Consider the following 25,077-nt stretch of genomic DNA (forward strand, 5'->3'; position numbering starts at 1 on the left):
CGGGCCTGTTGCCCTCTTCCGTTCTCTTCCGGATGCAGGCCGCGCTCGGGCGTTGAATGGTGATAGCAGAAGCGTTTCGGACCCGAGGAGCAGAGATGATCGCGACATCACAGCCCGACGCGTCCGGGTCGTCCGAGGACCGCGTCACCCCGGACGACCTGCTCCACACCAGTACCGGCACCGAAGTGTCGCCGGAGGACATCGTCCTCGTGACCGGCAGGGACATCACCCCGCGCAACCTCGAATGGGCAAAGCGCAAGCTGGAGGCGGAGGGCCCCGCCGCCCTCGAGAAGCTGCTGCCGTAACCGTCGCCGTACACCCGCCTGGAGACCCGGCGCCGGATCAGTCCGCCTCGCCGGGCTCCAGGCACAGCACCGGCACCCGCTGGACCAGGTTGTTGACGAAGCCACCGCGGTTCCAGTGCTGTTGAAGCGGCTGGGTGTGTCCTTCGGCGTCGGTGGCCCGCGCGCTCAGCACGTGCTCGCCGGGGGTCGCCGTCCAGCCGAACTCCCAGCGGCGCCACGCCCACCGCCGCCCGCCCTCGGGCTCCAACTCGGCCTCGTGCCAGGTGAGACCCGCGTCCGTGCTCACCTCGGCCCGGGTGAGGGGCGCCCGCCCGGACCAGGCGCGCCCCTCCAATGTCACCGGGCCCGGTCGCACCACGCGGGAGCGCGACATGAAGTCCGGGAATCCGGGCGGGAGCAGCAGGGCGCGTGGCTCGATCCGGGTGACCGGCTCGCCCTCGTCGGCGGAGTCCTGCCGCAGCCGATAGGCCACGGTCTGCTGGAATCCCGTGAACGGTACGTCGGTGACGGAGACCTCGCGCAGCCACTTCACGTGCGCCATCCCGTACCAGCCGGGCACGACCAGGCGCAACGGACGGCCGTGCTGCGGCGGCAGCTGAGCGCCGTTCATCGCGTACGCCACCAGCACTTCGGGCTCGGTGCCCGTGGCCACGTCCACCGGCAGGGACCGCTGGTAGTCCTGTTCGACGCCGCGTTCCACGCCGTGGTCGGCGCCGGTGAAGACCACGTCGACGGCGTCGGACTCCACTCCGGCCTCGGCGAGCAGCAGCCGCAGCGGCACGCCCGTCCACTCGGCGGTGCCGACCGCCTCGACGAGCCAGGGCTGGCTGACCGGGCGGGGCGTCAGAAAGGCCCGGCCGTTGCCCGCGCACTCCAGGGTCACGCGGGTGGTGACCTGGGGGTATGCCCGCAGATCGGCCAGGTCCAGCTGCAGCGGACGGCGGACCCGGCCCCCGATCGTCAGCACCCAGGGCGTCTCGTCGGGGACGTAGGGGATGTCGTAGTGCGTCAGTACGTAGTGCAGGCCCGGCGGGGTGACGTCGTAGTGCAGCGCCTCCAGCGGCAGACCGTGGTTGCGGGTGGCCAGCGCCAGTTCGTCCCGGCCGATGCCCTCGTCGGGGGCGGCCAGCCGGGCGGGTGCGCTCGCGTCACCGAGTCGATGGCCCATAGGCGCATTATCGCCCCGGAAGTCCGGAACGAGCAGCCGGAAGGAGAACATGTTCGGCCGCGGGACTCAACTGCCCGTTGATCAACGGGCGTTCCGATCGATCAGGGGGCGGCCGTTGCCCGTTCACCCTTTCGAAGAGGGCCTTCGGGCTGACAGACTCCGGAGGTGCCCGACTTCGACATGCTTGTCATTGGATCCGGCCCGGGTGGCCAGAAGGCCGCCATCGCCGCGGCCAAGCTCGGCCGCCGGGTCGCCGTCGTCGACCGCCCCGACATGGTCGGCGGGGTCTCCATCCACACCGGCACCATCCCCTCCAAGACCCTGCGCGAGGCGGTGCTGTACCTGACCGGTCTCACCCAGCGCGATCTGTACGGGCAGAGCTACCGGCTGAAGGAGGACATCACCGTCACCGACCTGACCTCGCGCACCGAGCACGTGGTCAGCCGCGAGGTCGACGTCATCCGCAGCCAGCTCTCCCGCAACCACGTCTCCCTGTTCGCCGGCACCGGCAGTTTCGTCGACCCGCACACCATCGCGCTGCGCGAGGTCACCGGTCACGAACGGCTGCTCAGCGCGGAGAACATCGTCATCGCCACCGGCACCCGCCCGGCACGGCCCGACACCGTCGAGTTCGACGGGCGCACGATCATGGACTCCGACAACGTCCTCAACGTCGAACGCGTCCCGCGCTCCATGGTCATCGTCGGCGCCGGTGTGATCGGCATGGAGTACGCCTCCATGTTCGCCGCGCTCGGCAGCAAGGTGACGGTCGTCGAGAAGCGCGCCGGGATGCTCGACATGTGCGACGTGGAGGTCATCGAGTCGCTCAAGTACCACCTGCGGGATCTCGCGGTCACGTTCCGGTTCGGCGAGACCGTCGCCGCGGTGGAGCGCCATCCGCGCGGCACGCTCACCCTCCTGGAGAGCGGCAAGAAGATACCGGCCGACGCCGTCATGTACTCGGCGGGCCGACAGGGCCTGACCGACGAACTCGACCTCGGGAAAGCCGGGTTGTCCGCGGACAAGCGGGGCCGGATCACGGTCGACGAGCACTACCGCACGACGGTGCCGCACATCTACGCCGTCGGCGACGTGATCGGCTTCCCCGCGCTGGCCGCGACGTCGATGGAACAGGGGCGGGCCGCCGCCTACCACGCCTGCGGTGAGCCGGTCGGCCAGATGCACAACCTGCAGCCCATCGGCATCTACACCATCCCCGAGATCAGCTTCGTGGGGCGGACCGAGGACCAACTCACCGAGGAATGCGTGCCGTTCGAGGTCGGCATCTCCCGCTACCGGGAACTGGCCCGCGGCCAGATCATCGGTGACTCGCACGGCATGCTGAAGCTGCTGGTCTCCCCCGAGGACCGCACGCTGCTCGGCGTGCACTGCTTCGGCACCGGCGCCACCGAACTCATCCACATCGGCCAGTCGGTGATGGGCTGCGGCGGAACCGTCGACTACCTCGTCGACGCGGTGTTCAACTACCCGACGCTGGCGGAGTCCTACAAGGTCGCCGCTCTGGACGCGACCAACAAGCTCCGGCAGATCGACCGGATCGGGGACTGAATCGGGGCCGAGAAGCGGGTCGTGCCTCACGGCAACTCGCTCTCGTTCTCGACCACATGGACGGCGGCGTCCTCGGCGGCCGTCGTACGTGCCCGGTGACTCCGAGCGGCGCGGCGGCCGCCCGCTCCTTGTTGGTTCCGGTGGGCCCGTGGACGTCGTCGGCCATGGGTTCGGGGCGCATCCGTTCGGCGCCCATGGCTGCTTCCTGCGCGCGCTGCGGCAGACCGTTTCCGTACCGCGTCCCGATCCGCGTTTCCCGTTGCGCGCCGCGCAACCACAGAGGTCCCGGGCGGCCCAGGAGGTTGCGCCCTGCGCCACCTTGAAAGGTCAAGGAGTGGGGCTATCATCACTCGCACACACGCTGTGACTGCCCGGCAACGCATCGGCCGTGCGGGTTCCACCACGCCTTTCGCCACCCCTGATCCGAGGCCAACCCTCTCCGGTCCGGGGTGGGTTCGTCACCCCCCACCTCCCCTACGTCGTCGGGGCCAGGTCGCCCTCATGTCGTGCAAGACGGAAAGCAGCGCAACCTATGAGCAACATCAGGGGCAGAGGGCTCCAGGCCAATGCCCTCGGCACGTTCGACACCGTGGTGATGGCCGTGGCGGGCAGTGCCCCGGCGTACTCGATCGCCGCCACCACGGCCGTACTCGTCGGCGCGGTGGGGCTGGCCAGTCCGGCCGCACTGCTGTACTGCGCGATACCCATGCTGGGCATCGCGCTGGCGTTCAGCTACCTCAGCCGCATCGACGTGAACGCGGGCGCCAGTTACTCCTGGGTGGGACGCACGCTCCATCCGTTCCTCGGCTTCATCAGCGGCTGGGCGCTGGTGATCTCGGCGACCATCTTCATGGTGGCCGGTTCGCTGCCGGCCGGCTCGATGACCCTCGCCCTGTTCGACGAGGGACTTGCCGACAACACCGCGCTGTCCACGGTGGTCGGCGCGGCCTGGTTCATCACCATGCTGCTCGTCGTGCTGGGCGGCGCCCGTCTCACCGTCCGCGCGCAGCTCATCATGTCCGGCATCGAACTCACGATCCTCGCGCTGTTCGCCGTACTCGCCCTGTTCCACACGGGCAACGCCCGAGCCTTCGACTGGTCCTGGCTCGGCTTCAGCCACTTCCACGGGATGGCCGGCTTCGCCTCGGGCGCACTCGTAGCCGCCTTCTACTACTGGGGCTGGGACGTCACCAGCAACCTGAGCGAGGAGACCCGCAACAGCCGTCGTACGACGGGACTCGCGGGCCTGATCGGGGTGGGCATCGTCTTCCTGACGTTCGAGGCGTTCACCATCGCGGTGAACGTCATCCTGTCCTCGAAGCAGATCGCGGAGAACGACGCGAACGTGCTGGGCGTGCTCGGTGAGGAGATCCTGCCGGGCTGGGGCGGCAAGCTGCTGATCGTGGCGGTGATGCTGTCGACCATCGCCACCCTGGAGACCACACTCATCCAGGTCACCCGCTCCCTGTTCGCGATGGGCCGCGACCGCACGATGCCCACCGCCCTCGGCCGGGTGCACCGCACCTGGAACACCCCGTGGGTCGCGATCACCGTGGTCGGCGGGGTGTCGCTCGCGATGTTCATCGCCTCCAACGCCCTCGGTACGGTGGGGGAGATCGTCTCCGACGCCATCTCGGCGATCGGCCTGCAGATCGCCGTGTACTACGGCCTTGCGGGCCTCGCGGTGGTCGTGGCGTACCGCAAGATGCTGCTGAAGTCGCCGGCCAACTTCCTGCTCGGCGGGCTGTGGCCGCTGTTCGGCGCCCTGTTCATGTTCTGGATCTTCTTCGAGTCGCTGGGCGAGCTCGACACCGCGGCGATCGCGATCGGCATCGGCGGGCTCGCCGTCGGCCTGATCCCGATGTTCTGGTACTGGAGGCAGGGCAGCGACTACTACCGGCCCGCCCGGCTGGACGCGTCCCACACCGTGGAGGCGGACTACGTCCCCGACGGCCATACGCCCGAGGACTCCCGTGCCTACGAAGGTCTCTCCACCGACTTCTGAGGGAGACCCCGATGGCGCGCGACCGTTTCGCTCCCGACTTCGACCCCGACTGCGGGGACAGAGCCCTCACCGACACCTGCCACGACATCGTCATCGGCCGCTGGCAGGGCCCGAGGGACCTGCTGCGCACCACCGGCCCCAATTGGCTCGCCCGCGGTCACCGGGTCCGGCTGCTCGCGCAGGCCTGCGTGGGCAGTTCGACTTCGGAATCGTGGCTGGCCGCCGAGCCCCGCAGCGCCGACGCACTGGTGCTGCGGGCGGCCACGGAGACGGCCCGGGCGTTCAACCTGGCCATCGCCGCGGGCCGGGGCGTGCCGATCGACCAGCACCGCATCGACACCGCGGTGACGGCGTGCCTCCAGGCGGCGGAGGCCTACCTGGACGACCCGACGCCGTGGATCTCCCTGATCTCCGTGGCGCGGCTGTATCCCGCAGGGGTGCGGCGGCAGGAACTGGCGCGCTGGTGGGACGAGTTGCACCAGCGCGACCCGTACAGCGTGGAGGGCCACCTGCAGGTCCTGCACTACTACTCCGCGCGCTGGCACGGCACCCACGGCCTGATGTACGACTTCGCCCGCGACGCGGCCGGCGTGGCACCCCCGGGCTGTGCACTGCCGGTACTGGTGCAGTACGCGCGTGTGGAGGAGTACCGCTTCGCCCTCGACGCGGGCCACAGCGGGCAGTCCGCGGTGGGTCTCGGGCAGCACTGGAATCACGACGGGGCCGTCAGCGACGTGCGCCGCACCTGGCAGCGCTGGATCATGGGCCGCACGGAGGGCGCCCTCGTCCCCGGTGAGCTGCGCGACCTCAACTACCTGGCGCACGCCGCCTGCAACTCGGGCGACAAGGACATCGCCGGCGCCCTGCTGCGGATGCTGGGCCCACGGGCCACGCGAACTCCCTGGTCGTACACGGGAGATCCCGAGCAGCAGTTCGCCAAGTGGCGCAAGGAGCTGAAGCTGCGCGGCTGACGGACGGCGGGCCTAGGGCCCTTCCGCCGGCCGGGGCAGGCCCGCCGTCCACTTTTCCTCGATCCGGCCGAGCTTCCACACCAGCAGGGCGACTGCCCAGGTGGCGAAGAACAGGCCGACGATGAGGTAGCCGATGACGTTGAGGTCGAGGCCGGAGACCCAGTCCCAGAACGGGCCGTGCAGGCCGGCCTTGTCGGCGATCAGGCCCAGCAGTTCGACGGTGCCGATGATGAGCGCGACGGCGACCGACAGGCCGGTGATGGTGAGGTTGTAGTAGACCTTGCGGACCGGCTTGGAGAACGCCCAGCCGTAGGCGAAGTTCATGAACGAGCCGTCGATGGTGTCCAGGAGCGACATCCCGGCGGCGAACAGGACCGGCAGGCACAGGATCGCGTACCAGGGCAGGCCGGAGGCGGCGCCCGAGCCGGCCAGGACGAGGAGCGCGATCTCGGTGGCGGTGTCGAAGCCGAGGCCGAAGAGCAGGCCCAGCGGGTACATCTGCCAGGACTTGGTGATCGACTTCATCAGGCGGCCGAGCAGGCGGTTCATGAAGCCGCGGTGGTTGAGGTGTTCCTCGAGCGCGGCCTCGTCGAAGTGGCCGGAGCGCATCTGCCGGAAGACCTTCCAGATCCCCGCCATGATCACCAGGTTGATGATCGCGATGAGGTAGAGGAAGGTCCCGGAGACGGTCGTGCCGATCCAGCCGGTGATGTCGTGCAGCGACGAGTCGTCGTTCGAGACCGGTCCGGCCAGGGCCTTGACGCCCAGGGAGAGCAGGAGGGTGAGCGCGAAGACGATCGAGGAGTGGCCCAGGGAGAACCAGAAGCCCACCGACAGCGGCCGCTGCCCCTCGCCCATCAGCTTCCGGGTGGTGTTGTCGATGGCCGCGATGTGGTCGGCGTCGAAGGCGTGCCGCATGCCCAGCGTGTAGGCGGTCACGCCGATGCCGATGCCGAAGGACTTGGTGCCCAGGCTGTAGTGCTCGGGGGCGACGATCACCACCAGCGTGAACCAGCCGATGACGTGCAGGGCCAGGATGAACGCGGCCATCCCGCCGAGGCTCGCCCACTCCTTGCGGGTCATCGACGTACGGATCCGGTGCCAGGCGGGACGCTTCGCGGCAGCCGCGGCGGGCAGGGTCGGAGCGGATTCGGGGGCGGCCGTCATCGAGGAGGAACTTTCTTTCGGGTGAGCGGCGGCTGCGATCGACAGCCTGGTGCCATCCTCCCGTACTTGCACATCATGTGCAGTAAAGGCCGCGACAGCTCTTCACCATGGAAGCGGAAAGCCCGGCGAGGAGAGAGACGCCGTCACGGGGCGGCGTTCGGCCCGTCCGGGCGGCTGCGGCGCTGCTCGACCATCTCGCGGCTCAGCTCCTCCGTGTCCGGCTCGGACAGCCGCTCGAAGCCCTCCTCGGTGATGACCGACACGATGGGGAAGATGCGGCGGTTGATGTCCGGGCCGCCGGTCGCGGAGTCGTCGTCGGCCGCGTCGTACAGCGCCTGGAGCGCGGCCAGGGCCGCCTCTCGCCGGTCCATGCCCTTGCGGAACAGCTTCTTCAACGCGCCCCGGGCATACGGCGATCCGGAGCCCTCGGCGTGGAAGTCCGTCTTCTCGTACAGACCGCCGGCGACGTCGAAGCTGAAGATGCGGCCCTTCTCGCCGTCCGGGGCCGAGTCGTCGTAGCCGGTGAGGAGCGGTACGACGGCGAGGCCCTGCATGGCCTGGCCGAGGTTCTGGCGGATCATGCCGGCCAGGCGCCGCGCCTTTGCGTTGAGGGTCATGGGGATGCCCTCGATCTTCTCGAAGTGGGTCAGCTCGACCTGGTACAGCTTCACCATGTCCAGGGCGAGTCCGACGGTGCCGGCGAAGGCCACGGCGGTGTAGTCGTCCGCCGGGTGCACCTTCTCCAGGTCGCGCTGCGCGATGAGGTTGCCCATCGTGGCGCGGCGGTCGCCGGCGATCATCACGCCGTCCCGGTAGGCGAGGGCCAGCACGGTGGTGCCGTGCGGGAACCGGCCCGGTTCGGCCCGGACGCCGGCCGGGAAGGGCGGGCGCGTGGGCAGCAGTTCGGGGCGGTGCGCCGTCAGGAACTCGGTGAAGGAAGCGGTTCCCGGAGTGAAGAACTCCTCCCCCAGTCGGCCACCCGTGTCACTCGCTGCCATGCCACTCCCCTCTTCGTCGGCCCGACATCCGACTCCTACCTGAAGCGGGCCGCCGGGAAACGCACCCGCCCGGTCAGGATGTCGCGGGAGGCCAGGAAGGTGCGGACGCCGTCCGCACGCGGTCGTCCGTCGACGTACTCGTCGTAGTCGGCGACGGCGTTGAACGGCCGGAAGCGCTCTCCTTCGCGTTCGCGCAGGAACGCGTCGAACGTCTCCTTCCAGGCGGCCGCGTGCACCACCGCGGTCTTGGTCACGACCCCGTCGAGGTCGAAGAGACAGGCAGAGATCGAATCGGGAAGACCGAGCTGCGTCATACAGGACACGGTTCCCCCTGCAGCCGCTTCCAGCCGGTGGCGCGGGCCACACTGCGAGCAACACGGTACGGAGTCGGGTCGGTGGGGTGGTCAGTCGTGCGGGAACGAGTGGTGTTCGTGCGCGACCAGCCAGCGGTCCCGTTCCTTGCGCAGGCCGAGCGTCAACCGCAGGCGGAGAGTGGGGCGTTCGGCGAGCTCCTCCGGTGTTCCGCAGCGCAGCAGCGCGTGCGCGTAGGCGACGTCGGTGCCGGCGGTGACGTGGAGGGACTCGATGTCGAAGCAGGCGCCCTGTCCCTGCCACTCGAAGAACGGCGGCCAGGTCGCGCGGTAGGCGGCGAGGCCGTGGATGCCCTCGTGCGGGGGCGGGACGTCGTACATCACGATGTCCTCGGTGTGGCCGGCGAGGACGCCGTCGAGGTCGCCGCGGTGGACGGCTTCGGCCCACTTCTCGATCAGTGTGCGGATCTGCGCTGCGTCGTCGGGCACGGCACCGCTCCCTTCCTCACCAGGGACGTGTCCCCTGTACTGAGACGACTCCCCGCGCTCCCACGATTCATCGCGCCGCCGCCCGGGTGACAGACTCTGCTCCGTGCCGCTGACTTTCGACGATCTCCTCACCCGTGCCCGCGCCCTCACCCACCACGGGGGGCGCGCGATCCTCGGTGTCACGGGCAGCCCCGGCGCGGGCAAGACGACACTCGCCGAGCTTCTGGTGCGCGAGCTGAACGGCACCGGGGACCCCTGGGTCGCGCACGTCCCCATGGACGGCTTCCACCTCGCCGACATCGAGCTCGAACGGCTCGGCCGCCGGGACCGCAAGGGGTCACCGGACACGTTCGACGCGGCCGGGTACGCGGCGCTGCTCCGGCGCCTGCGCGAGGACGACGACGGCGATGTGGTGTACGCGCCGGGGTTCGAGCGGGTGCTGGAGCAGCCGATCGCGGGGGCCGTGCCGGTGCCGCCGACGGCCCGTCTGGTCGTCACGGAGGGCAACTACCTGCTGCTCGACACGGGCTCGTGGACCCGCGTCCGCGCCCAGCTGGACGAGGTGTGGTTCTGCGAACTCGACGAGCAGGAACGGATCCGCCGACTGGTCGCGCGCCACGAGGAGTTCGGCAAGGACCACGACACCGCCGTGGCCTGGGTGCTGGGCTCGGACCAGCACAACGCCGAGCTGGTGGACTCCACCCGGGACCGGGCGGACCTGGTGGTCCCGATGACCGAACTGTCTCTCCGGTCGATGATCGACGACTGACCGCGCTCACCGCGCGTGCAGCGTCAGCTCCGGTTCTCCGTGGGCGTCGCCCGCCGCGTCACCGATCACGGCGGTGAACGCCTCGGTGCGGACCGTCAGGCGCGTTCCGTCCCGCTCGACCGTGGGCTTGAACGGGCCGTCCGAGCCGTAGCGTACGGCGAAGAGGTGCAGGTCCTCCGGGGCGTCCGGGGCCGGCTCGGCCTCCAGTGCGGTGGAGGAGACCAGGTGGCGCCAGCCCTCGTCGGGGTTGCCGTAGCCGCGGGGGTCGGCGGCCAGCGCGAAGGCCGCCTGCTGCTGGGTGGCCTCGGAGCGGGCGTCGAAGTGGTCGGGGCCCTCCGACTGCGGGTGCGTCAGCCGCAGTTCACCGGCCGAGACCATCTGGGCTTCCGCGGTCCTGCGCACCCGGTCGCCGTCGTCGCCGGCGTACGGCAGACCCGCCAGCAGGTACGGCGTTCCGGGGAGGCGCTCCACGGCGACCGTCGTCCACAAGCCGGTGCCGTCGGTGACGTAGAGGGACTGCACGTGGCGCAGGACGTGGTCGCGGCCGACCACCGGTTTGGTGACCAGCTTGGCCGCCAGGCCGTCGGTGCGGATGTCGCGCACGCGGACCTGGCCCATGGGGCGGCAGAACAGGAAGCCGTCGGTCACCGGGCCGAAGCCGTGCTGCCGGTTCACGGCCGCCGGCAGGTAGTACGTACCCGAGGCCTCGACGACTGAGGGAGTCATACGGTCGTCGAAGGCCACCGAGACGGTTCCCGCCCGGAGTTGGTGCCGCACGGGCGCGGTCGACGGTGTGCGGTGCCAGCGGGTGGGGTCCTGGATCTGCCAGACCAGCATCCAGGCGAAGTGGCCGTCGACCCCGCCGTCGGGCTTGACCGCGTGCCGCCCCCAGCGGCTGTCGCTCCGGTAGCGGCCCAGGTCGGAGCTGATGCGGCGGCTGAAGTAGCGCAGGCCGAGGACCGATTCGAAGCCGGAGTGCTGCTCGCTGTAGCGGGGACCGCCGTTGTCGAAGCCGCCGCCGGTGAGGCGGGCGTCGAGGTAGCGGGCGAGCGCGTCGCCGTCCTCGGCGAAGATCTCCTCGCCGCTGACGCGGTGGGCCTGGGCGAGGAAGGACAGGGAGATCGGGCCGTAGTTGTTGTCGTAGGCGCCGCCGTGTTCGGGAGGCAGCAGGGCGCCCCGGTCGCGTACCCGGTGGGCGCGGATCTCGTCGGCGTACAGGCCGATCGCCCGGGAGCGGACCGACTCGCCCTCCTGCGGCGGGAGATGACGCGCGAGCATCAGGCCGCAGACCACACCGCCGATGGCCTGGTTGCCGGCCTCCTGCGGATTGAAGAAGGTCGCCTCGGTGAGCCAGCGCCAGTAGCCCCGCGCCACTTCGAGCAGCTGCGCGCGCTGTTCGGCGTCGACCAGGCCGTCCGGCGCGTCGAGGATGTTGACCGCCTGGAGCAGCGCCCACACCGTGCTCGGCCAGTCGCCGATGGGGTGGGCGCCCGCCTCCAGGACGTAACGGGCGTATGGGAAGCCCGAGTTGGGGATCTTCAGGTTCGGGTAGCCGGGGTTGTCCTCGACATAGACCCGCTCGCGCAGGTGGAAGCCGAGGCTTCGGTGCACCGCTTCCGGCAACCGCGGATCCTTGGTGCGCTGCAGCGCGAGCACCAGCAGGGACGTGATCCCGAGCGAGGTGTCGCCGATGTCGTCGACGCAGTCGGGGTGTTCGAGGTTGCCCTCCGGCGTCATCCGCCGCAGGGCCTGCTCGACGACATCGGCGAGGACGGCGTCGTACGCCTCGGGGCTGTCGGGCAGGTCGTGCAGGGGGCCGCGCTGGTGCGTGAGGTGCACGGGCGGGGGCGGGAGGTGCACGGGGATCAGCCCTTCATGACTGAGATGGTCATGGTGCGTGGGTCGTCGGGGTCACACGGCAGGTGCGGGCCGGCGGGCACGCAGTGCGACGGTCAGTGTGTGCGGGCCGCTTCCACCGATGTAGACGCGGTTCCCGGTCGTCGCATCGGTGCCGCCCACCACGGTGTAGTCCTGCCCCGGGTCGTACCGCAGTACGTCGCTCCGGTCCGGCCCGGCAAGCGGTTCGCCTGCCTCGACGTCGGCCTCGACCCGGATCTCGTCGTCACCGACCCGGTAGGTCATCGGCCCGGCCGTCAGGCTCCAGCGTCCGTCGCCGATCGGTACGGCGCCCTCTGGCACGCCACCCGGCCGGAAGGTCAGTTCGAGGGCCCAGGGCACCCGTGGTCCGCTGATGTCGATCCGCAGGTCGGCACCGTCCTCCCTCAGATCCACCTCGACGCGGGTCGTGTGGGAGACCTCGTCCCGAGGCCGGTCCGGGAAGGCCATCGAGGCCGAGAAGCGTCCGTCGTCCACCAGCCGGTAGACGCCGTCGTCCCGCCTTTCGTCCTTCGGGAGCGGCTGGTAGTAGGCGGCCGTGAGGGTTTCGGTCAGCCGGTACCGGTTGTCGGCGAGCTGTTCCATGTCGGCGGCACGGAACGGGCCCAGGTCGAAGAACCCCCGCGAGAGACGGCCCGCGTCGAGGACCGCGTCACCGGCGAACAGGCGCAGGAAGGTGGGGTTGCAGGCGAGGCCCGAGCGGATGCGCCGGTGCTCGGGCACGTCGGAGCCGCCGTACACCACCGTGTGCGCGGTGGTCGAGGCGCGTGCAGCGAGGCGTGCGGTGGTGATGTACCGGTCGCGCGGAAGTGTCTCCGCGGCCGGGGCCGGCAGGGCGCGGCACAGGTCCGGGGTGAGGAGGGTCTCGGCGAGCAGGTCGGGGTCGTCGATGCCGTCGGCGGCCGCCAGCCCTGCCACCCGGGCGAAGTCGCTCCGGCCGGTGCGGATCGCGAGCAGCCGGTAGTGCGGCAGGTAGGGCGTCAGCGGGAACGGGCCGTTCTGGTCCTGCCGTCGCGAGTGGACGGTCTCCACCGTGCCGTCCGGCCTGATGAGGTCCAGGGTCGTGGCGAGATTGCGTTCGACGGCGTACAGCAGGTCGGCGCGGCCGAGGACCTCGGCCAGCAGGAGCAGCGACGGGTTGGACACATGGGCCGCGTAGTTGGCGCTCCGTTCCGAGTACAGGCCCTCCGCGTCGATGTCGACGCCCTCGGAGAGCCACTCCTCGATGCGGTCGAGCAGCCGGTCGTCGGGAAACGACCGGTGCAGCCGGGCCAGCGCCGCGCACAGCTCCCAGCGGTGGTTCGGGGTGTGCACCCCACCGGTCAGGAGACTGCCGGTGGCGGCGCCGGCGATCTCGGCGAGCGCGGCCGTGACGTCACTCAGTTCCGGCCCCGCGCCGGCGGCGAGGACGTGCGCGTCGCACACGTCGTTGACGGTGAACGCGGAGTCCGGGGGTGACTGCACGTTGTCGCCGCCGGCGAAGAGGCCGGTGGTGGTCTGCGCGGCCCGCAGGGCGCGGAGGTGGGTCATCGTGGCGGCGACGGCCTGCCTGCTGCCGTGCAGTGCCGAGTCCGTGGAACGGTACGCCGCGACCAGGGTCTTCACCCGGCGTGCCAGAGCGCGGTGGGTCACACCGGCGGGTTCCTCGTCGGGGCCGGCCGCCAGCGGGGCGGCCAGCCGGTCGGCGGCGCCGGCCACCGCGCGGACGAACTCGTGGTCGAGCGGGGTGGGCAAGGTCAGTCCTTCAGTCCGGCATTGATGTCGGCGCTCATGACGTAACGCTGGAACACCAGGAAGACGAGAATCAGCGGGATCATGGAGATGACCGATCCCCCGAGCAGCACCGACCAGTTGATGTTCTGCGCCCCGACGAGGCTCTGGATGCCGATCTGCACGGTGAACTTGTCGGGGTCGTTGAGCATCAGCAGCGGCCAGATGTAGTCGTTCCACCGCCACTGGAACGACAGGATGGCGAGCGTCAGCATGATGGGCCGGGAGATCGGCACCATGATCCGCAGGAAGATCGACAGTTCGCGGGCGCCGTCGATGCGGGCGGCCTCGATGAGCTCGTCGGGGACCGTCAGGAAGAACTGGCGGAACATGAAGCATCCGGTCGCGGTGAGCACGGCCGGGAGGATGATGCCGCCGAACGAGTTGTAGAGGCCGAGGTCGCGGACCACCAGGAACTCCGGGGCGAGCATGACCTCGGACGGCAGCATCGTGGTGGCCAGGATGCAGAGGAAGAAGACCTTGAGCCACTTGTTGTCGTACTTGGCCAGCGCGTACCCGGTGCAGCAGCTGGCTCCCACCGTGAGGATCGTAGTGATCACGCACACGATGGTCGTGTTGATGAAGTACTGGGAGAAATTGGCGCTGTCCCAAGCTGCCTCATAGCCCGACAGGGTGGGGTTGTGCGGAAGCACCGTCAGCGGAAGGGAGAACAGGTCTCCCGCCGGCTTGAAGGAGCTGAGGACGAACCACAGCACCGGCAGCCCGTAGAGGGCCGCCAGGATCCACAGCAGTGTCGTCGCGGGTACCGCGCTCCGGAGCCCACCGCTGCCCCCGCTGCGGGGCCGCCTCTTGGAACGGGCCCGTACGGAATCGGCTTTGATCGGACGCGGCGTGTCTGTGGTTGTCATCGGTTCTCCACCCGCCGGTTGACGATCAGCTGGATGATCGCGACGGCCATCAGGATGAGCATGAGCACGAACGACGCGGCGCTCGCGTAGCCGATCTGGCCCGTTTTGAAGCCGGTCTGGTAGATGTACTGGACAAGCAGGTTGTTCGACGTTCCCGGTCCGCCGTTGTTGAGGGCGAGGAAGAGCGGGTATTCCTTCATCGCGTTGATCGTGTTGAGCAGGATGACGATGAAGGAGGTGGGCGCGATGCTCGGCAGTGTGATGCTGATGAACTGGCGCCAGGGGCCCGCGCCGTCGAGCGAGGCCGCCTCGTAGTAGGAGGTGGGCACGTTCTTGATCGCCGCGATGAACAACAGCATCGAGAAGGCCGTTCCCCACCAGGCGCCCGCCATCACCACCACGCCCAGCGACAGGTCCGCGTTCGACTGCCACGGGATCGCGTTCCCGCCGAGCTTCTCGATGACGTAGTTGATCAGTCCGAAGTTCTCACCGAACAGCCACCGCCACAGGACACCCACGACGATGGGCGAGATGAGCCACGGGATGAAGAAGATGACACGGGCGACCGATGCGCCCTTGGCCTGCTTGCTCACCACCAGGTTGGCGACGAGCAGCGAGAGCACGAAGTTCAGCGGAACGACGAGCACGGCGTACAGCAGCGTCCGGCCCAGCGCGTCGTAGAAGATCGAGTCGCCGAACAGGTTCTGGTAGTTGTCCAGTCCGACGAACTGGAACGCCCCCACACCCGTGTAGTTCGTGAAGGAGTAGACGAGCCCGATCACCGCCGGCCAGACGAAGAACAGCGAGAAGAGCACGACATTGGCCGCGATGAGGACGAGCGGCGCAACGGTGTACTTACTGCGTCTCCTGGGCGGGCTCGCGGTCACGTCCGAGGCGCGTTTTGTCATCTTCCTGACTCCGTGCTGGTGGATTGGATTGCTGTGGGCTCACGCCATGAGCCCGGCATCACGTGGGCGCCCGAGGCCGGGCGGCGGTGTCTTGATCCCGCCGCCCGGGCCTGCCGGCCTACGCTCAGCCGCCGACCTGCTGGTTGTAGCCGTCCACGATGTTCTGCAGGGCCTTGTCGGCCGACTGCTGGCCGTTGATCGCCTTGCCGAGCTCCGTCTTGGTCGGGTCCTCGGTGAGGCTCTTGCCCTTCAGCACCCAGTTCGTCTGCGCGCCGTTGAAGTAACCGGAGATCGGGGCGTAGAGCGGGATCTCCTCGTTGTACAGCTTGAACGCCGCCTGGGCCGCCTCGGACTTGAAGGGGTACGTCGGGTTCAGACCGCTCTCGACGGGCAGGAACCCGGACGCCTCACAGAGCGTCTTGTAGTGGGCCGGCTCGTACAGCCAGGACAGGAACTTCTTCGCGGCGGCGGATCCGGCGGAGTTGTTGTTGAAGCCCACCGTCATGCCGCCGCTGTTGACGTCACTGGCCTGGACCGGCTCGGCGGGAGTCGGGACGCTCGCCCAGTCGAACTTCTTGATGCTGTCCGCGAAGGCGGGAACCTGCCACACGCCGGACCAGTAGGCGACCACGTCGCCGCTCTGGAACATGGCGGACGGGTCGGCGCCGCTGGTCCACACCGACTTCGGCATGGTCTTGTCGTCGTTCAGTCCGACGAAGTACTTCACGGCCTTCTTGGTCGCCGCGTCCACCGAGAACTTGCCGGAGGAGTCCGCGTGGACGTACTTCCCGCCGAGCTCGTAGACCATGGCGCGCAGCCGCGACGGCGACTGGTCGAAGGTCAGGGAGTACTTGGCGCCGGTCTTCTCCCGGACCTTGTTGGCCGCCTTGATGAACTCGGTCCAGGTCCAGGTCTTCTGGGGCGAGGTCGGGACGGAGACGCCGGCCTTCTTGAACAGCGTCTTGTTGATGAACAGGCCGGACGCGGTGACGTCCGAAGGGATGGACAGCACCTTCCCGGACGAGTCCTTGGCCAGGAAGTTGGCGTTGATCTTGTTGCTCTTGTTGTTGGCGATGGAGCTGAGGTCGATCAGCTTGTTCGACCAGATCGGGTCCAGCGCCGGCACGGCCGCCACGTCGGGCAGAGAGTTCGCCTGCGCGGCGTTGTGCAGCTTCGTCGTGTAGCCGTCGTAGGGGATGTTGACGAGCTTGACCTTGACGCCGGCTTCCTTCTTGTACTGGGCCACCAGCTTCTTCCAGCCCGCGTCCTGCCCCGGAACCGTGGAAATCCAGAACGTCAGCGACTTGGAGGTTCCGCCCGAGCCGGACCCCGACCCGCAGGCGGAGAGCAGAAGGGCACCTGCCGTGGCAACGGCAGCGAGGGGAACCACCCGGCGTATACCGCCGCGGCCGATTCGGCGCGAGCGCCGCACACCCACACTGGTCATCTTCGATCCCTTTTCGTCGTAGCGGAAGAAGCACGGCGCCAGCCGAGGGCGGCACGGGTGCATTTTGCAGGAAATTTCGCTTTCCGGGGGCACGGCCTCGCCCGGCCGTATCGCCTTGACGGGTGGTATCCCCGGCCATGAGGGCCGTCGTCGCACAAGCACGCCCTCGTGCGGCTGCCGTACTTCGCGTACGGGCGGGAGGCTCACTCCGAGTCGGCGTCCCGGCCGACTTAGAAAGCGCTTGTCCGGACATTGGCAGATCGAGTCGGAAGCCGTCAATCCTTCACCCCCGCGGCCTCGGTCACGGTTTGGACTCCTCGGGAGACCGCGAGCCGGGATGCGCCCACGACCGTGCCGAGATCGCCGACGGTGCTGCTGACGACTTCGGTGGGCCAGCTCAGCCGGGCGAGCTCGGCCCGCACACCGGGCAGTACCTGCGGGTCAGCGCCGGTGCTGCCGCCCAGGACGATCAGTCCCGGGTCCAGTACGGCGGTCACGGCGGCGGCGAGGCGGCCGACGTCCGTGGCGTGCCGGTCCGTGACGGCGCGGGCCGTCGCCCGGCCCTGTCCGGCGAGAGCGAAGAGCTGGTCGGCGGTGCGGGGGCACGGCCCGTCATCGTCCCGCCAGGCCTCGGCGGCCCGCCGCAGGAGCGAGCGTGCGCCGATGTACTCCTCCAGTGCCTCCTGGCGCGGCTCGCGGCCGTCGTCCCAGGGGTAGGGCAGCCGGGCCAGCTCACCGGCGGCGCCGTTGGCTCCGCGCAGCACCTGCCCGCCGACCACGATGCCGAGGCCGATGCCCACGCCGATCCGCAGATAGCCGAAGGTGCGCCGGCCGCGTGCGGCGCCCTCGTGCAGCTCGGCGAGCGCGGCGCAGTTGACGTTGTTCTCGAGATGGACCGGCACACCGGGCGGCAGCGCGACGGCCATGGCGTCGAAGACGGGCCCCGCCTTGGCCGTCGCGGGGCGCATGCCGGCGCCCTCCTTCTCCCGGGCGGTGACATCACCGACGGCGACGACGACGGTACGCAGCGGGGCGCCGGCCGGCAGCGCCACGAGCGCCTCGCGCACCACGTCGGCGGCCTGCTCCCGGGTCCCGGTGGCCTGGGCGAGCAGCGTGCCGTCCAGGGCGCAGCCGCGCACCCTGGTGAACGCGGGGCCGAGGTCGACGGCGAGCACGGCCCCGGCGGCCGGTCCGAGACCGTATACGGCGGCGGAACGGCCCGTGCCGCCGGAGGCGGTGCCGGAGTGGGCAGCGAGGCGGGCGCTCTCCAGCTCCGCGACGGCGGAGGACACGGTCGGCTTGGACAGGCCCGCCAGGCTTGCGAGCTGTGGGCGGGTCGCGCTGCCCGCCTCGGCGAGCACGGCGAAGACCGCGCTTGCGCTCTCGGTCAGGCGGGGGGCTTCCGCCACGTCGTGTATCACAGTTCTCCCACGGGTCACGGGCCGCTCAGTGGTCGAGTGCGCGATGCCTCTTGACGCACTGTACTTCGTTAGTTAACTTCCTAACGAACTTCACGGTACTCGCCTGCCGTGTCCGTCAGAAGCCCGTCCCGGGGCTTCCCTAGTTCCCCAACTCCCCTTCTCCCAGACACGGTTCGCCCGCCGTCGCAGCCCAGCGCAACGACGAAAGAGGTTCCGTGCAGGACTTCACGCCTCTCGTGGCCGGCATCGACGTGGGTGGCACCAAGACGCATCTGCGTGCCTACATCGGCACGGAGTCCGTCGCCGACCACGTACGGACGAGCAGTGGCTGGCGGCCGCACGACCCCGTGGCCGCCGCCGGCTGGCTGGCCGCGCTGGTCGCCGACGCACTGCCGGCGGGCGCACGCCCGTCAGCCGTCGCCGTGGGCGGTCACGCCTGCGAGACTCCGCGCCAGTGCGCCCAGATCCGTACCGCTCTCCAACTGCACTTCGACGCGCCCGCGCTGGTCGTGGGCGACGCCGAACTGCTTGTGCCCGCAGCGGGCCTGGACAAGGGGGTCGGCCTGGTCGCCGGCACCGGATCCGTCGCGGTGGGCCGACGCGCCGACGGCAGCCCGGTCCAGGTCGGCGGCTGGGGCGCGGTACTCGGCGACGAGGGCGGCGCGGCAGGCCTCGTCCGCGAGGCGGCCCGGGCCGCATGGGCGGCACACGACCGCGGGGAAGAGCCCGACGCACTGGCCCGGGGTCTCCTCGCGTCCTTCGACGTCTCCGAAGTACCTGCGCTCGGCGCCGCGTTGGAGAGCGCCAAGGACATCTCCGCGGACTGGGGCCGGCACGCGCCGGTCGTGTTCGCGGCCGCCGAGGCGGGCTCGCCGCTCGCGCGTGCCGTGATCACCGACGCCGGCCGTTCGCTGGCCACGCTCGTGGAGCGGCTAGCCGCGCGCGGCGTCGCCGTGGACGACGTGGTGATCGCGGGCAGCACCGTCCTCGCCCAGCCCTCCCTGTACGACGCGTTCGCGTCCTCACTCGCCGCCTCCGTGCCCGGAGCACGTCCGCAGCCGCTGCGCGCGGCGCCGGTGGAGGGTGCGGTGGCACTGGCCCGTTCGATCCTGTGAACCGGTCGGCCCGCGTTCACGCACACGACACGCCACGGTCGCCGGTCCCTCCCCGACGGGACAGGACCTGGCCGTAGATCTTCGCTCAAAGCTTCACGGGACGCACCGGAATCGCACACCTCATGCGCCCCACGGAACACCGCTGATCGCACGATCTCCTTCCCGGCCGCACGGCCGAACAACTCGAGAGAGGCACTCGCATGCCGTCACCAGCCGGGCACCGCTCCCCCTCGTCGAACGGTCGGCTCGCCGTCGGCAGACGGGGATTCCTCAAGACCTCCCTGGGCGCGTCGGCCGGTGTGCTGGCCGCGCCCACTTTCGTCTCGTGGCTGGGGGCCGCCGACGCGAAGGCCGCCACGGGCGCCGCCGCGTTCGTCGACGACTACAAGACCAACACCACGGCCAACCTCACGCCCGAGACCAACGCGGTCGTCCGGGTCCTGGGCGGCTTCGCCCAGGTGTGGAAGACGGGCGGCGCCTGGAACACCGGCACGCCGCTGCAGCCCGAGCTGCTGCGCGCCAACATGCAGTACTGCATAAAGATCACCGGCGCGCGCACGGAGGCGCAGGCGAAGGAGGCGTTCCTCTACGACCGCCAGCACCAGAGCTACGCGATGATCGCGGGCCTGGGTCCGCTGGCCGACCTGTACAAGTCGGGTGCCAAGGCGGTCACGTCGATCACCGGCGCGCCGGACGGCACGCCCGCCACCACCATCAACGACGCGGTGCCCGCCGACGCTCCCGCCGGCTCGGCGCTCGGCGCCGGCTCGCACGACTCCGCGCTCGGCAAGGTGGCCGAACTGGTCGACACGGTGCGCGGCCCCTACGCCTCGGGCAACCCGTCCAAGTACGCCTTCCAGTACCCGCGTCCGTGGCGCATGAACGAGGACAGCGAGGTCGTCGACACAGGAAAGACGGACGCGCTCGGCTACCCGGTGTACGACTCGAAGGTCGTCGTCGCGCCCCAGCTGCTGCGGCAGCGCGGCACGGCCGCCACGGACGACGGCGGCTTTCCCAGCGGTCACACCAACGCCTTCCACCTGGCTGGCCTGGCGTTCGCGTACGCCGTGCCCGAGCGGTTCCAGGAGCTGGTGACGCGCGCCTTCGAGCTCAGCCACACCCGGATCATGGCGGGCATGCACTCCACGGTCGACGTACTCGGCGGCCGCATCATGGCCACGGCCCTCACGGCCGCCACCCTGGCCGACCCGGCGAACGCCGCCCTCAAGGCCGCGGCCCGTGCCCAGGCACTCGCCTACTTCGAGGCGCAGACCGGCACCACGGCCGACACCCTCTACACCTACGCCCACTCGGCCGGCGCCGGCACCGACCCGTACGCGAACCGGGACGCCAACGCGCGCGCGGTCGAGCCCCGCCTGACCTATGTGCTGACCCGCCACGGCCGCAGCGAGCCGCTGACCGTGCCGAAGGGCGCCGAGGTGCTGCTGGAGACGCGGCTGCCGTACCTGGACGCGGCCCAGCGGCGCGAGGTCCTGCGCACGACCGCGCTGCCCTCCGGCTATGTGCTCCTCGACGGCTTCGAGCAGTGGGGCCGGCTCAACCTGTTCGCCGCGGCGGACGGTTACGGCGCCTTCGACTCCGACGTGACCGTCACGCTCGACGCGACCGCCGGCGGCTTCGGCGCGGCCGACAGCTGGCGCAACGACATCGACGGCGACGGCGGCCTGACCAAGAAGGGCACCGGCACGCTCACTCTGGCCGGCCACAACAAGTACACCGGCTCCACCGTGGTGAAGGACGGCACGCTGGTCGCCGCCTCCTCGCACGCGCTGGGCCACGGCGACGTGCGGGTCTCGGGCGGAACGCTGCGAGTGCAGCAGCCCGTGCAGGTGCACGGCGTGTACGCGCAGGAGTCCTCCGCGCTGGAGCTGACCCTCCGCTCGGGCAAGGAGCCCGTCCTGGAAGTGACGCGACGGGTGCTGCTGGGCATGGGCAGCGTGCTGTCGCTGCAGCTCGACGCGGACAGGCCGCCGGCCGCGGGCAGCACGGTGCGTGTCCTGTCGGCTCCGCAACTGCGCGGCCGGTTCGACCGCGTCGAGGTGAACTCCGAACGGCTGCGGGCCGTACCCGTCTATACGACGGAAGGTCTGTCGGTACGACTCCTGAAGCGGTGACGCCCGGGGGCGGGAGCTGATGCGAAAGTAGGGCCCATGAGACGGGTCCGGATCGCTCCCGCCCCTGCGCGGTCGGTGTCACCGCGGGGCGGATGATGACGCACGAACAGCCCTCGGTCTTCGACCCCGGGACCCGCGGCGGCGAGGAGCACCCCCCGCCGCTGGTGACGGCCGCCCCGCCGTCCCGCCGTCCCGGCCGGCGATGGCTGCTGCCGCTCCTCGTGGTCGTGCTGCTCGCGCAGATGGCCGCCGCGATGGTCACCACCGCCGTGCAGCAGACGCCCACCATCGACGAGCCCGTGTACGTCGGCACGGCCGCCGACTATCTGCATGAGCACCGCGTGCGTCTCAACCCCGAGCACCCACCGCTCGGCAAGCTGGTCATCGAGGCCGGGGTGGCCATCGCCGATCCGCACATCGACACGTCGTTCCAGGGCGACCAGGGCCGGTTCGGTCGTCATCTGCTGTACGAGTCCGGCAACGACCCGTGGCAGCTGATGTTCTGGGCCCGCCTCCCGATGATCGTGCTGACACTGCTCTTCGGCCTGGTCGTCTTCTCCTTCGCCCGTGAACTCGCGGGCCGCGCGGCCGGGTTGGCGGCCCTCGCGCTGTACGCCTTCTCCCCCGACGTCATCGCCCAGGGCTCGCTGGCCACGCTCGACGTGCCCGCGGCCGGTTTCGTGCTGACGTCGGCGTGGCTGCTGTGGCGGGCCCGCCGACGGCCCCGGCTCTACGTCCCCCTGGCCGGGGCGGCGCTGGGGGCCGGGCTGGCGACGAAGATGAGCGTCCTGCCGGTGGTTCCGGTGCTGCTGGGCCTCGCCGCGTGGTCGGTGTGGCACGCGGGTTCCGGGGACCGTCGCAGGGCTCTGGCGCGAGCGGCCGTCGGGGCGGCGGTCGTGGCGGTGGCCGCCGTCGCCGTCGTATGGGCCTCGTATCTGGTGGTCGATCCGCGGCTGCGCTGGTCGCCCGAGCAGCATGTGCCCGCGGTGCACGGGCTGAAGGGTCTGCTCGTCCGGCTGATGCCGTTCCCGGAGGCCTACCGGGACGGCATGCGCGTCCAGTTCGGCTTCGAGAACTACCCGTGGCAGGGCTTCCTGTTCGGCCACCTCTACACCGGATCCCGCTGGTACTACCTGCCGGCCGCCCTGCTGGTGAAGACACCGCTCGGCATGCTCGCCCTGTGGGCCGCCGGTGCCGTGGTGCTCGTGGCTGTGCGGCGGCTGCGGCCCGCGGCGCCCTACGTGCTCGTGCCCGCCGCCGTGCTGCTGGCCGCCGCCATGACCGGGTCACGGGACTTCGGGACGCGGTACGCGATCTTCATGCCGATGTTCCTGGCGGTGGCCGCGGGCTGCGTCCTCGCGACCCGACGGCGGTGGGCGCCCCTCGTGACGGGAGCCCTGGTGCTGTTCATCGCGGTCAGCTCGCTGCTGACGTACCCCTACTATCTGCCGTACTCCAACGAGGCCTTCGGCGGTCCGGCCAAGACCCATCTGCGGTTGCACGACTCGAACGTGGACTGGGGCCAGGACCTGGGCCGGCTCGCCGACCGGCTGCGCGAGCGGTATCGGGGCGAGCGGATCTGGCTGGTGTACAAGGGCAGCGGCGTGCCCTCGTACTACGGCATCGACGCCCCCGATCCGCGCAAGGTGCCCGCGCGTGACGTGCACGGACTGCTGGTCGTGTCGGACTCGTCCGTGGCCAAGGCGCAGGGACGGCTGGCCCAGCTGATCGACAGCAGTCGTCCGGTCGACGAAGTCGGTCATTCGATCACCATCTACCGCCGGTGACGCGAGCCCGGGACGGACTGTCCGGGCATTCGTCCGCCGGGCTCCCGAAGCCCTAGTACAAGCCCTGGTCACGACGGTGTGTGGGCTATGTTGAAGCACTGTGGGAGACAAAGGAGGCGCACCGGTGCCATCGCCGCAGCAGGCACGCGCACAGGCATCCGCGATCACCTCGGGCAAGACCGCTCCGGAAGTCGAGGCCGCCCCGGCATCCCAGCTCAGGACGCTCTTCGACCGGCCCCGGCTCTCCCCCGGCCAGCGGCGCATCGCCCAGTACCTGATCGAGCACATCACCGAGGCGGCGTTCCTCTCGATCACCGACCTCGCCGAGCGCGTCGGCGTGAGCCAGCCCTCGGTGACGCGTTTCGCCGCGGCGGTCGGCTTCAGCGGCTACCCCGCGCTGCGCGAGAAGCTCCAGTCGATCGCCCTCGGCACCCTGGCCGGCGGACCGGCAGCGACCGAGGAGAACGGAAGCAACGAACTGCAGGCGGCGGTCGACGCGGAGATCGAGAACCTGGAGAACCTGCGCCGCGACTTCGCCGACCCCGACGGGCTGATCGACATCGGCCGCAAGCTGTCGACGTCAACTCCCCTGACCATCCTCGGGCTGCGCATCTCGGGCTCGCTCGCCGAGTACTTCGCGTACGCCGCGCGCCGTATCCATCCCGACGTGCGGCTGGTGACGCGGGGCGGCAGCGTCGCCTACGACGCGCTGTTGCAGTCGCGCGAGGCGGGCGGCACCTGGGTGCTGGCGTTCTCGATGCCCCGGCACGCCCAGGAGACCCTCACGGCCCTGCGGGTCGCGCGCAGCGCCGGGCTGCGGATCGCCCTGGTCACCGACCTGGCGCTCGGTGCGGTCGCCGCCGAGGCGGACGCCGTCTTCGCCACCGGCACCGGCTCGCGCCTGGTCTTCGACTCCTACGCGGCGCCCGGCGTGATCGCCTCCGCGCTGCTGCAGGCCATGACCGATGCGGACCCCGAGCGCACGCAGGCCCGGCTGGAGGAGTACGAGCAGATCTCCGACCAGCACCAGTTCTTCCTGCGCGACTGACCTCTCCGCGCCCTCGAAACACACCTCCCCGTCCGGCCGTTCGGCATTACAGCGGCATTACAAAGGGACCTTTCGTAACATACTTCGCATGAATGTTTTCATGCTTCTTGCAAACCGGACGGCATATATAAATACTTCTCACGGATCGCGCACCGGCTCACTCCGGGACACGTTCCGTACCCCCGTCCCCACCCCGCACACGCCCGGAGAAAGCCGACGGTCCGCCCATGCGCCTACACCTTCCGCCGCGCCGGCACCGTCTGTACTCCCGGGCCCCTGCACGGACACCCAGAGCCGCCGTCTCCTACCCGCGTCGGCGCCCAGGGTGTTCGGTCGGGCCTCGCCTCTGCGAGTGCCCTTGGCGGCCCCGGTCATCCCCTAGACCGGGGCCGCTCGCCCTCGTCGGACCACCCCACACGACGCCGCACACCCGGAAGCGATGATCATGCAACTGACGACCACGCGCATCAGCCCGGACTGGCCGTGCCAGGTCAAGACTCCCGGCTCCTACGACTGGGAGCGCTCGGCCGCCAAGTGGCTGCGCGAGCTGGTCCCGGCGCGCTACGCCAGCTACCCGGCCCTGATCCGCCACCCCGTGCTGCTGGCCCGCCACGCGCAGATCCAGGTCCAGCACGAGATCCGGGTCGCGCGCACGGCGCTGCAAACGGCGCGCGCCGACCTGCCCGCGCTGGGCCTGCCCGAGTCGGTCATCGAGCACACGATCAAGCTGTACGCGGCGGAGGTGCTGCAGCTCCAGCACATCGCCCGCAGCGTCCGGGCGGTCACCCAGGCCCTGATCGACGGCGGGCGCTGACGGCAACCCCGGCGCCCGAGAAATGACCCGTGCCTCGAGTTGACGGACGACCGCGCACGCGCGCCCCCGGGCTGTCCAGCACAGCGGCCCCGATCTTCCCTTTTCGAGTGAAGCC

Annotated in this window: 20 protein-coding genes and 1 pseudogene; 10 read left to right on the top strand and 11 right to left on the bottom strand. The window is 70.2% G+C overall.

The features are described 5' to 3' along the window. Nucleotides 1-98: 98 nt before the first annotated feature. Nucleotides 99-305 carry a hypothetical protein gene (locus tag OG303_RS04990; RefSeq protein WP_405877087.1) on the top strand — a complete coding sequence of 69 codons (207 nt, stop codon included), beginning with the start codon at nt 99-101 and terminating at the stop codon, nt 303-305. Nucleotides 306-342: 37 nt separating this feature from the next. On the opposite strand, the gene OG303_RS04995 is transcribed toward OG303_RS04990, so the two are convergent. After that, nucleotides 343-1,473, bottom strand: a complete 1,131-nt coding sequence (locus tag OG303_RS04995; protein WP_405865122.1) for a sulfite oxidase — start codon at nt 1,471-1,473, stop codon at nt 343-345. Between the two features lie 165 nt (nt 1,474-1,638). Between OG303_RS04995 and sthA the strand changes: the two genes are divergently transcribed. The 3 genes from sthA (at nt 1,639) to OG303_RS05010 (ending at nt 6,018) form a co-directional block, all read left to right on the top strand. After that, nucleotides 1,639-3,042: a Si-specific NAD(P)(+) transhydrogenase gene (gene sthA / locus OG303_RS05000; protein ID WP_405865124.1), complete on the top strand. Its 1,404-nt coding sequence runs from the start codon at nt 1,639-1,641 to the stop codon at nt 3,040-3,042. Between the two features lie 532 nt (nt 3,043-3,574). After that, complete coding sequence (locus OG303_RS05005; RefSeq protein ID WP_405865126.1) at nt 3,575-5,047, top strand: APC family permease; 1,473 nt, start codon at nt 3,575-3,577, stop codon at nt 5,045-5,047. Between the two features lie 11 nt (nt 5,048-5,058). Continuing rightward, nucleotides 5,059-6,018 (top strand): hypothetical protein, encoded by a 960-nt coding sequence (locus tag OG303_RS05010; protein WP_405865128.1) that lies wholly within the window; start codon nt 5,059-5,061, stop codon nt 6,016-6,018. A gap of 12 nt (nt 6,019-6,030) precedes the next feature. Here the strand turns inward: OG303_RS05010 and OG303_RS05015 are convergent, their stop codons facing one another. From OG303_RS05015 to OG303_RS05030, 4 genes and pseudogenes are all read right to left on the bottom strand, one after another. After that, on the bottom strand, nt 6,031-7,185 hold the full coding sequence (locus OG303_RS05015; protein WP_405865130.1) for a HoxN/HupN/NixA family nickel/cobalt transporter: 1,155 nt from the start codon (nt 7,183-7,185) through the stop codon (nt 6,031-6,033). Between the two features lie 143 nt (nt 7,186-7,328). Further along, nucleotides 7,329-8,183 (bottom strand): proteasome subunit beta, encoded by an 855-nt coding sequence (gene prcB / locus OG303_RS05020; RefSeq protein ID WP_405865132.1) that lies wholly within the window; start codon nt 8,181-8,183, stop codon nt 7,329-7,331. A 77-nt stretch (nt 8,184-8,260) separates the two neighbouring features. Next, a pseudogene (locus tag OG303_RS05025) lies at nt 8,261-8,497 on the bottom strand (hypothetical protein); the annotation flags it as partial. A gap of 90 nt (nt 8,498-8,587) precedes the next feature. Further along, complete coding sequence (locus tag OG303_RS05030; protein WP_405865134.1) at nt 8,588-8,983, bottom strand: YybH family protein; 396 nt, start codon at nt 8,981-8,983, stop codon at nt 8,588-8,590. A 103-nt stretch (nt 8,984-9,086) separates the two neighbouring features. On the opposite strand from OG303_RS05030, the gene OG303_RS05035 reads away from it, so the two are divergent. Further along, the gene (locus OG303_RS05035; protein ID WP_405865136.1) at nt 9,087-9,752 is read left to right on the top strand and encodes a nucleoside/nucleotide kinase family protein; all 666 of its coding nucleotides are present in this window, start codon (nt 9,087-9,089) and stop codon (nt 9,750-9,752) included. 6 nt (nt 9,753-9,758) lie between these two features. On the opposite strand, the gene OG303_RS05040 is transcribed toward OG303_RS05035, so the two are convergent. The 6 genes from OG303_RS05040 to OG303_RS05065 all read right to left on the bottom strand — a co-directional run bounded on the left by OG303_RS05040 (nt 9,759) and on the right by OG303_RS05065 (nt 18,051). Beyond that, on the bottom strand, nt 9,759-11,591 hold the full coding sequence (locus tag OG303_RS05040; protein ID WP_405877089.1) for a hypothetical protein: 1,833 nt from the start codon (nt 11,589-11,591) through the stop codon (nt 9,759-9,761). A gap of 72 nt (nt 11,592-11,663) precedes the next feature. Then, on the bottom strand, nt 11,664-13,382 hold the full coding sequence (locus tag OG303_RS05045; protein ID WP_405865138.1) for a hypothetical protein: 1,719 nt from the start codon (nt 13,380-13,382) through the stop codon (nt 11,664-11,666). Nucleotides 13,383-13,384: 2 nt separating this feature from the next. After that, nucleotides 13,385-14,287, bottom strand: coding sequence for a carbohydrate ABC transporter permease (locus OG303_RS05050; RefSeq protein WP_405865140.1), 903 nt, complete (start codon nt 14,285-14,287; stop codon nt 13,385-13,387). Then, nucleotides 14,284-15,195, bottom strand: coding sequence for a carbohydrate ABC transporter permease (locus OG303_RS05055; protein WP_405865142.1), 912 nt, complete (start codon nt 15,193-15,195; stop codon nt 14,284-14,286). The genes OG303_RS05050 and OG303_RS05055 overlap by 4 nt, the downstream gene beginning before the upstream one ends. Nucleotides 15,196-15,319: 124 nt before the next feature. Further along, nucleotides 15,320-16,642, bottom strand: coding sequence for an ABC transporter substrate-binding protein (locus OG303_RS05060; RefSeq protein WP_405865144.1), 1,323 nt, complete (start codon nt 16,640-16,642; stop codon nt 15,320-15,322). Between the two features lie 275 nt (nt 16,643-16,917). Further along, complete coding sequence (locus OG303_RS05065) at nt 16,918-18,051, bottom strand: ROK family transcriptional regulator (protein ID WP_405865146.1); 1,134 nt, start codon at nt 18,049-18,051, stop codon at nt 16,918-16,920. 227 nt (nt 18,052-18,278) lie between these two features. On the opposite strand from OG303_RS05065, the gene OG303_RS05070 reads away from it, so the two are divergent. The 5 genes from OG303_RS05070 (at nt 18,279) to OG303_RS05090 (ending at nt 24,962) form a co-directional block, all read left to right on the top strand. After that, the gene (locus OG303_RS05070; protein WP_405865148.1) at nt 18,279-19,178 is read left to right on the top strand and encodes an N-acetylglucosamine kinase; all 900 of its coding nucleotides are present in this window, start codon (nt 18,279-18,281) and stop codon (nt 19,176-19,178) included. Between the two features lie 200 nt (nt 19,179-19,378). Further along, nucleotides 19,379-21,313 (top strand): phosphatase PAP2 family protein, encoded by a 1,935-nt coding sequence (locus tag OG303_RS05075; RefSeq protein WP_405865150.1) that lies wholly within the window; start codon nt 19,379-19,381, stop codon nt 21,311-21,313. 92 nt (nt 21,314-21,405) lie between these two features. Then, on the top strand, nt 21,406-23,100 hold the full coding sequence (locus OG303_RS05080; protein ID WP_405865152.1) for a phospholipid carrier-dependent glycosyltransferase: 1,695 nt from the start codon (nt 21,406-21,408) through the stop codon (nt 23,098-23,100). A 124-nt stretch (nt 23,101-23,224) separates the two neighbouring features. Next, a complete protein-coding gene (locus tag OG303_RS05085) occupies nt 23,225-24,148 on the top strand; it encodes a MurR/RpiR family transcriptional regulator (RefSeq protein ID WP_405865154.1) in 924 nt (307 codons plus the stop codon). A gap of 439 nt (nt 24,149-24,587) precedes the next feature. Continuing rightward, nucleotides 24,588-24,962 carry a hypothetical protein gene (locus tag OG303_RS05090; protein ID WP_405865156.1) on the top strand — a complete coding sequence of 125 codons (375 nt, stop codon included), beginning with the start codon at nt 24,588-24,590 and terminating at the stop codon, nt 24,960-24,962. The last annotated feature ends 115 nt before the right edge of the window (nt 24,963-25,077 follow it).

This window comes from Streptomyces sp. NBC_00005, from assembly GCF_045160215.1.
Classification (GTDB): Bacteria; Actinomycetota; Actinomycetes; order Streptomycetales; family Streptomycetaceae; genus Streptomyces.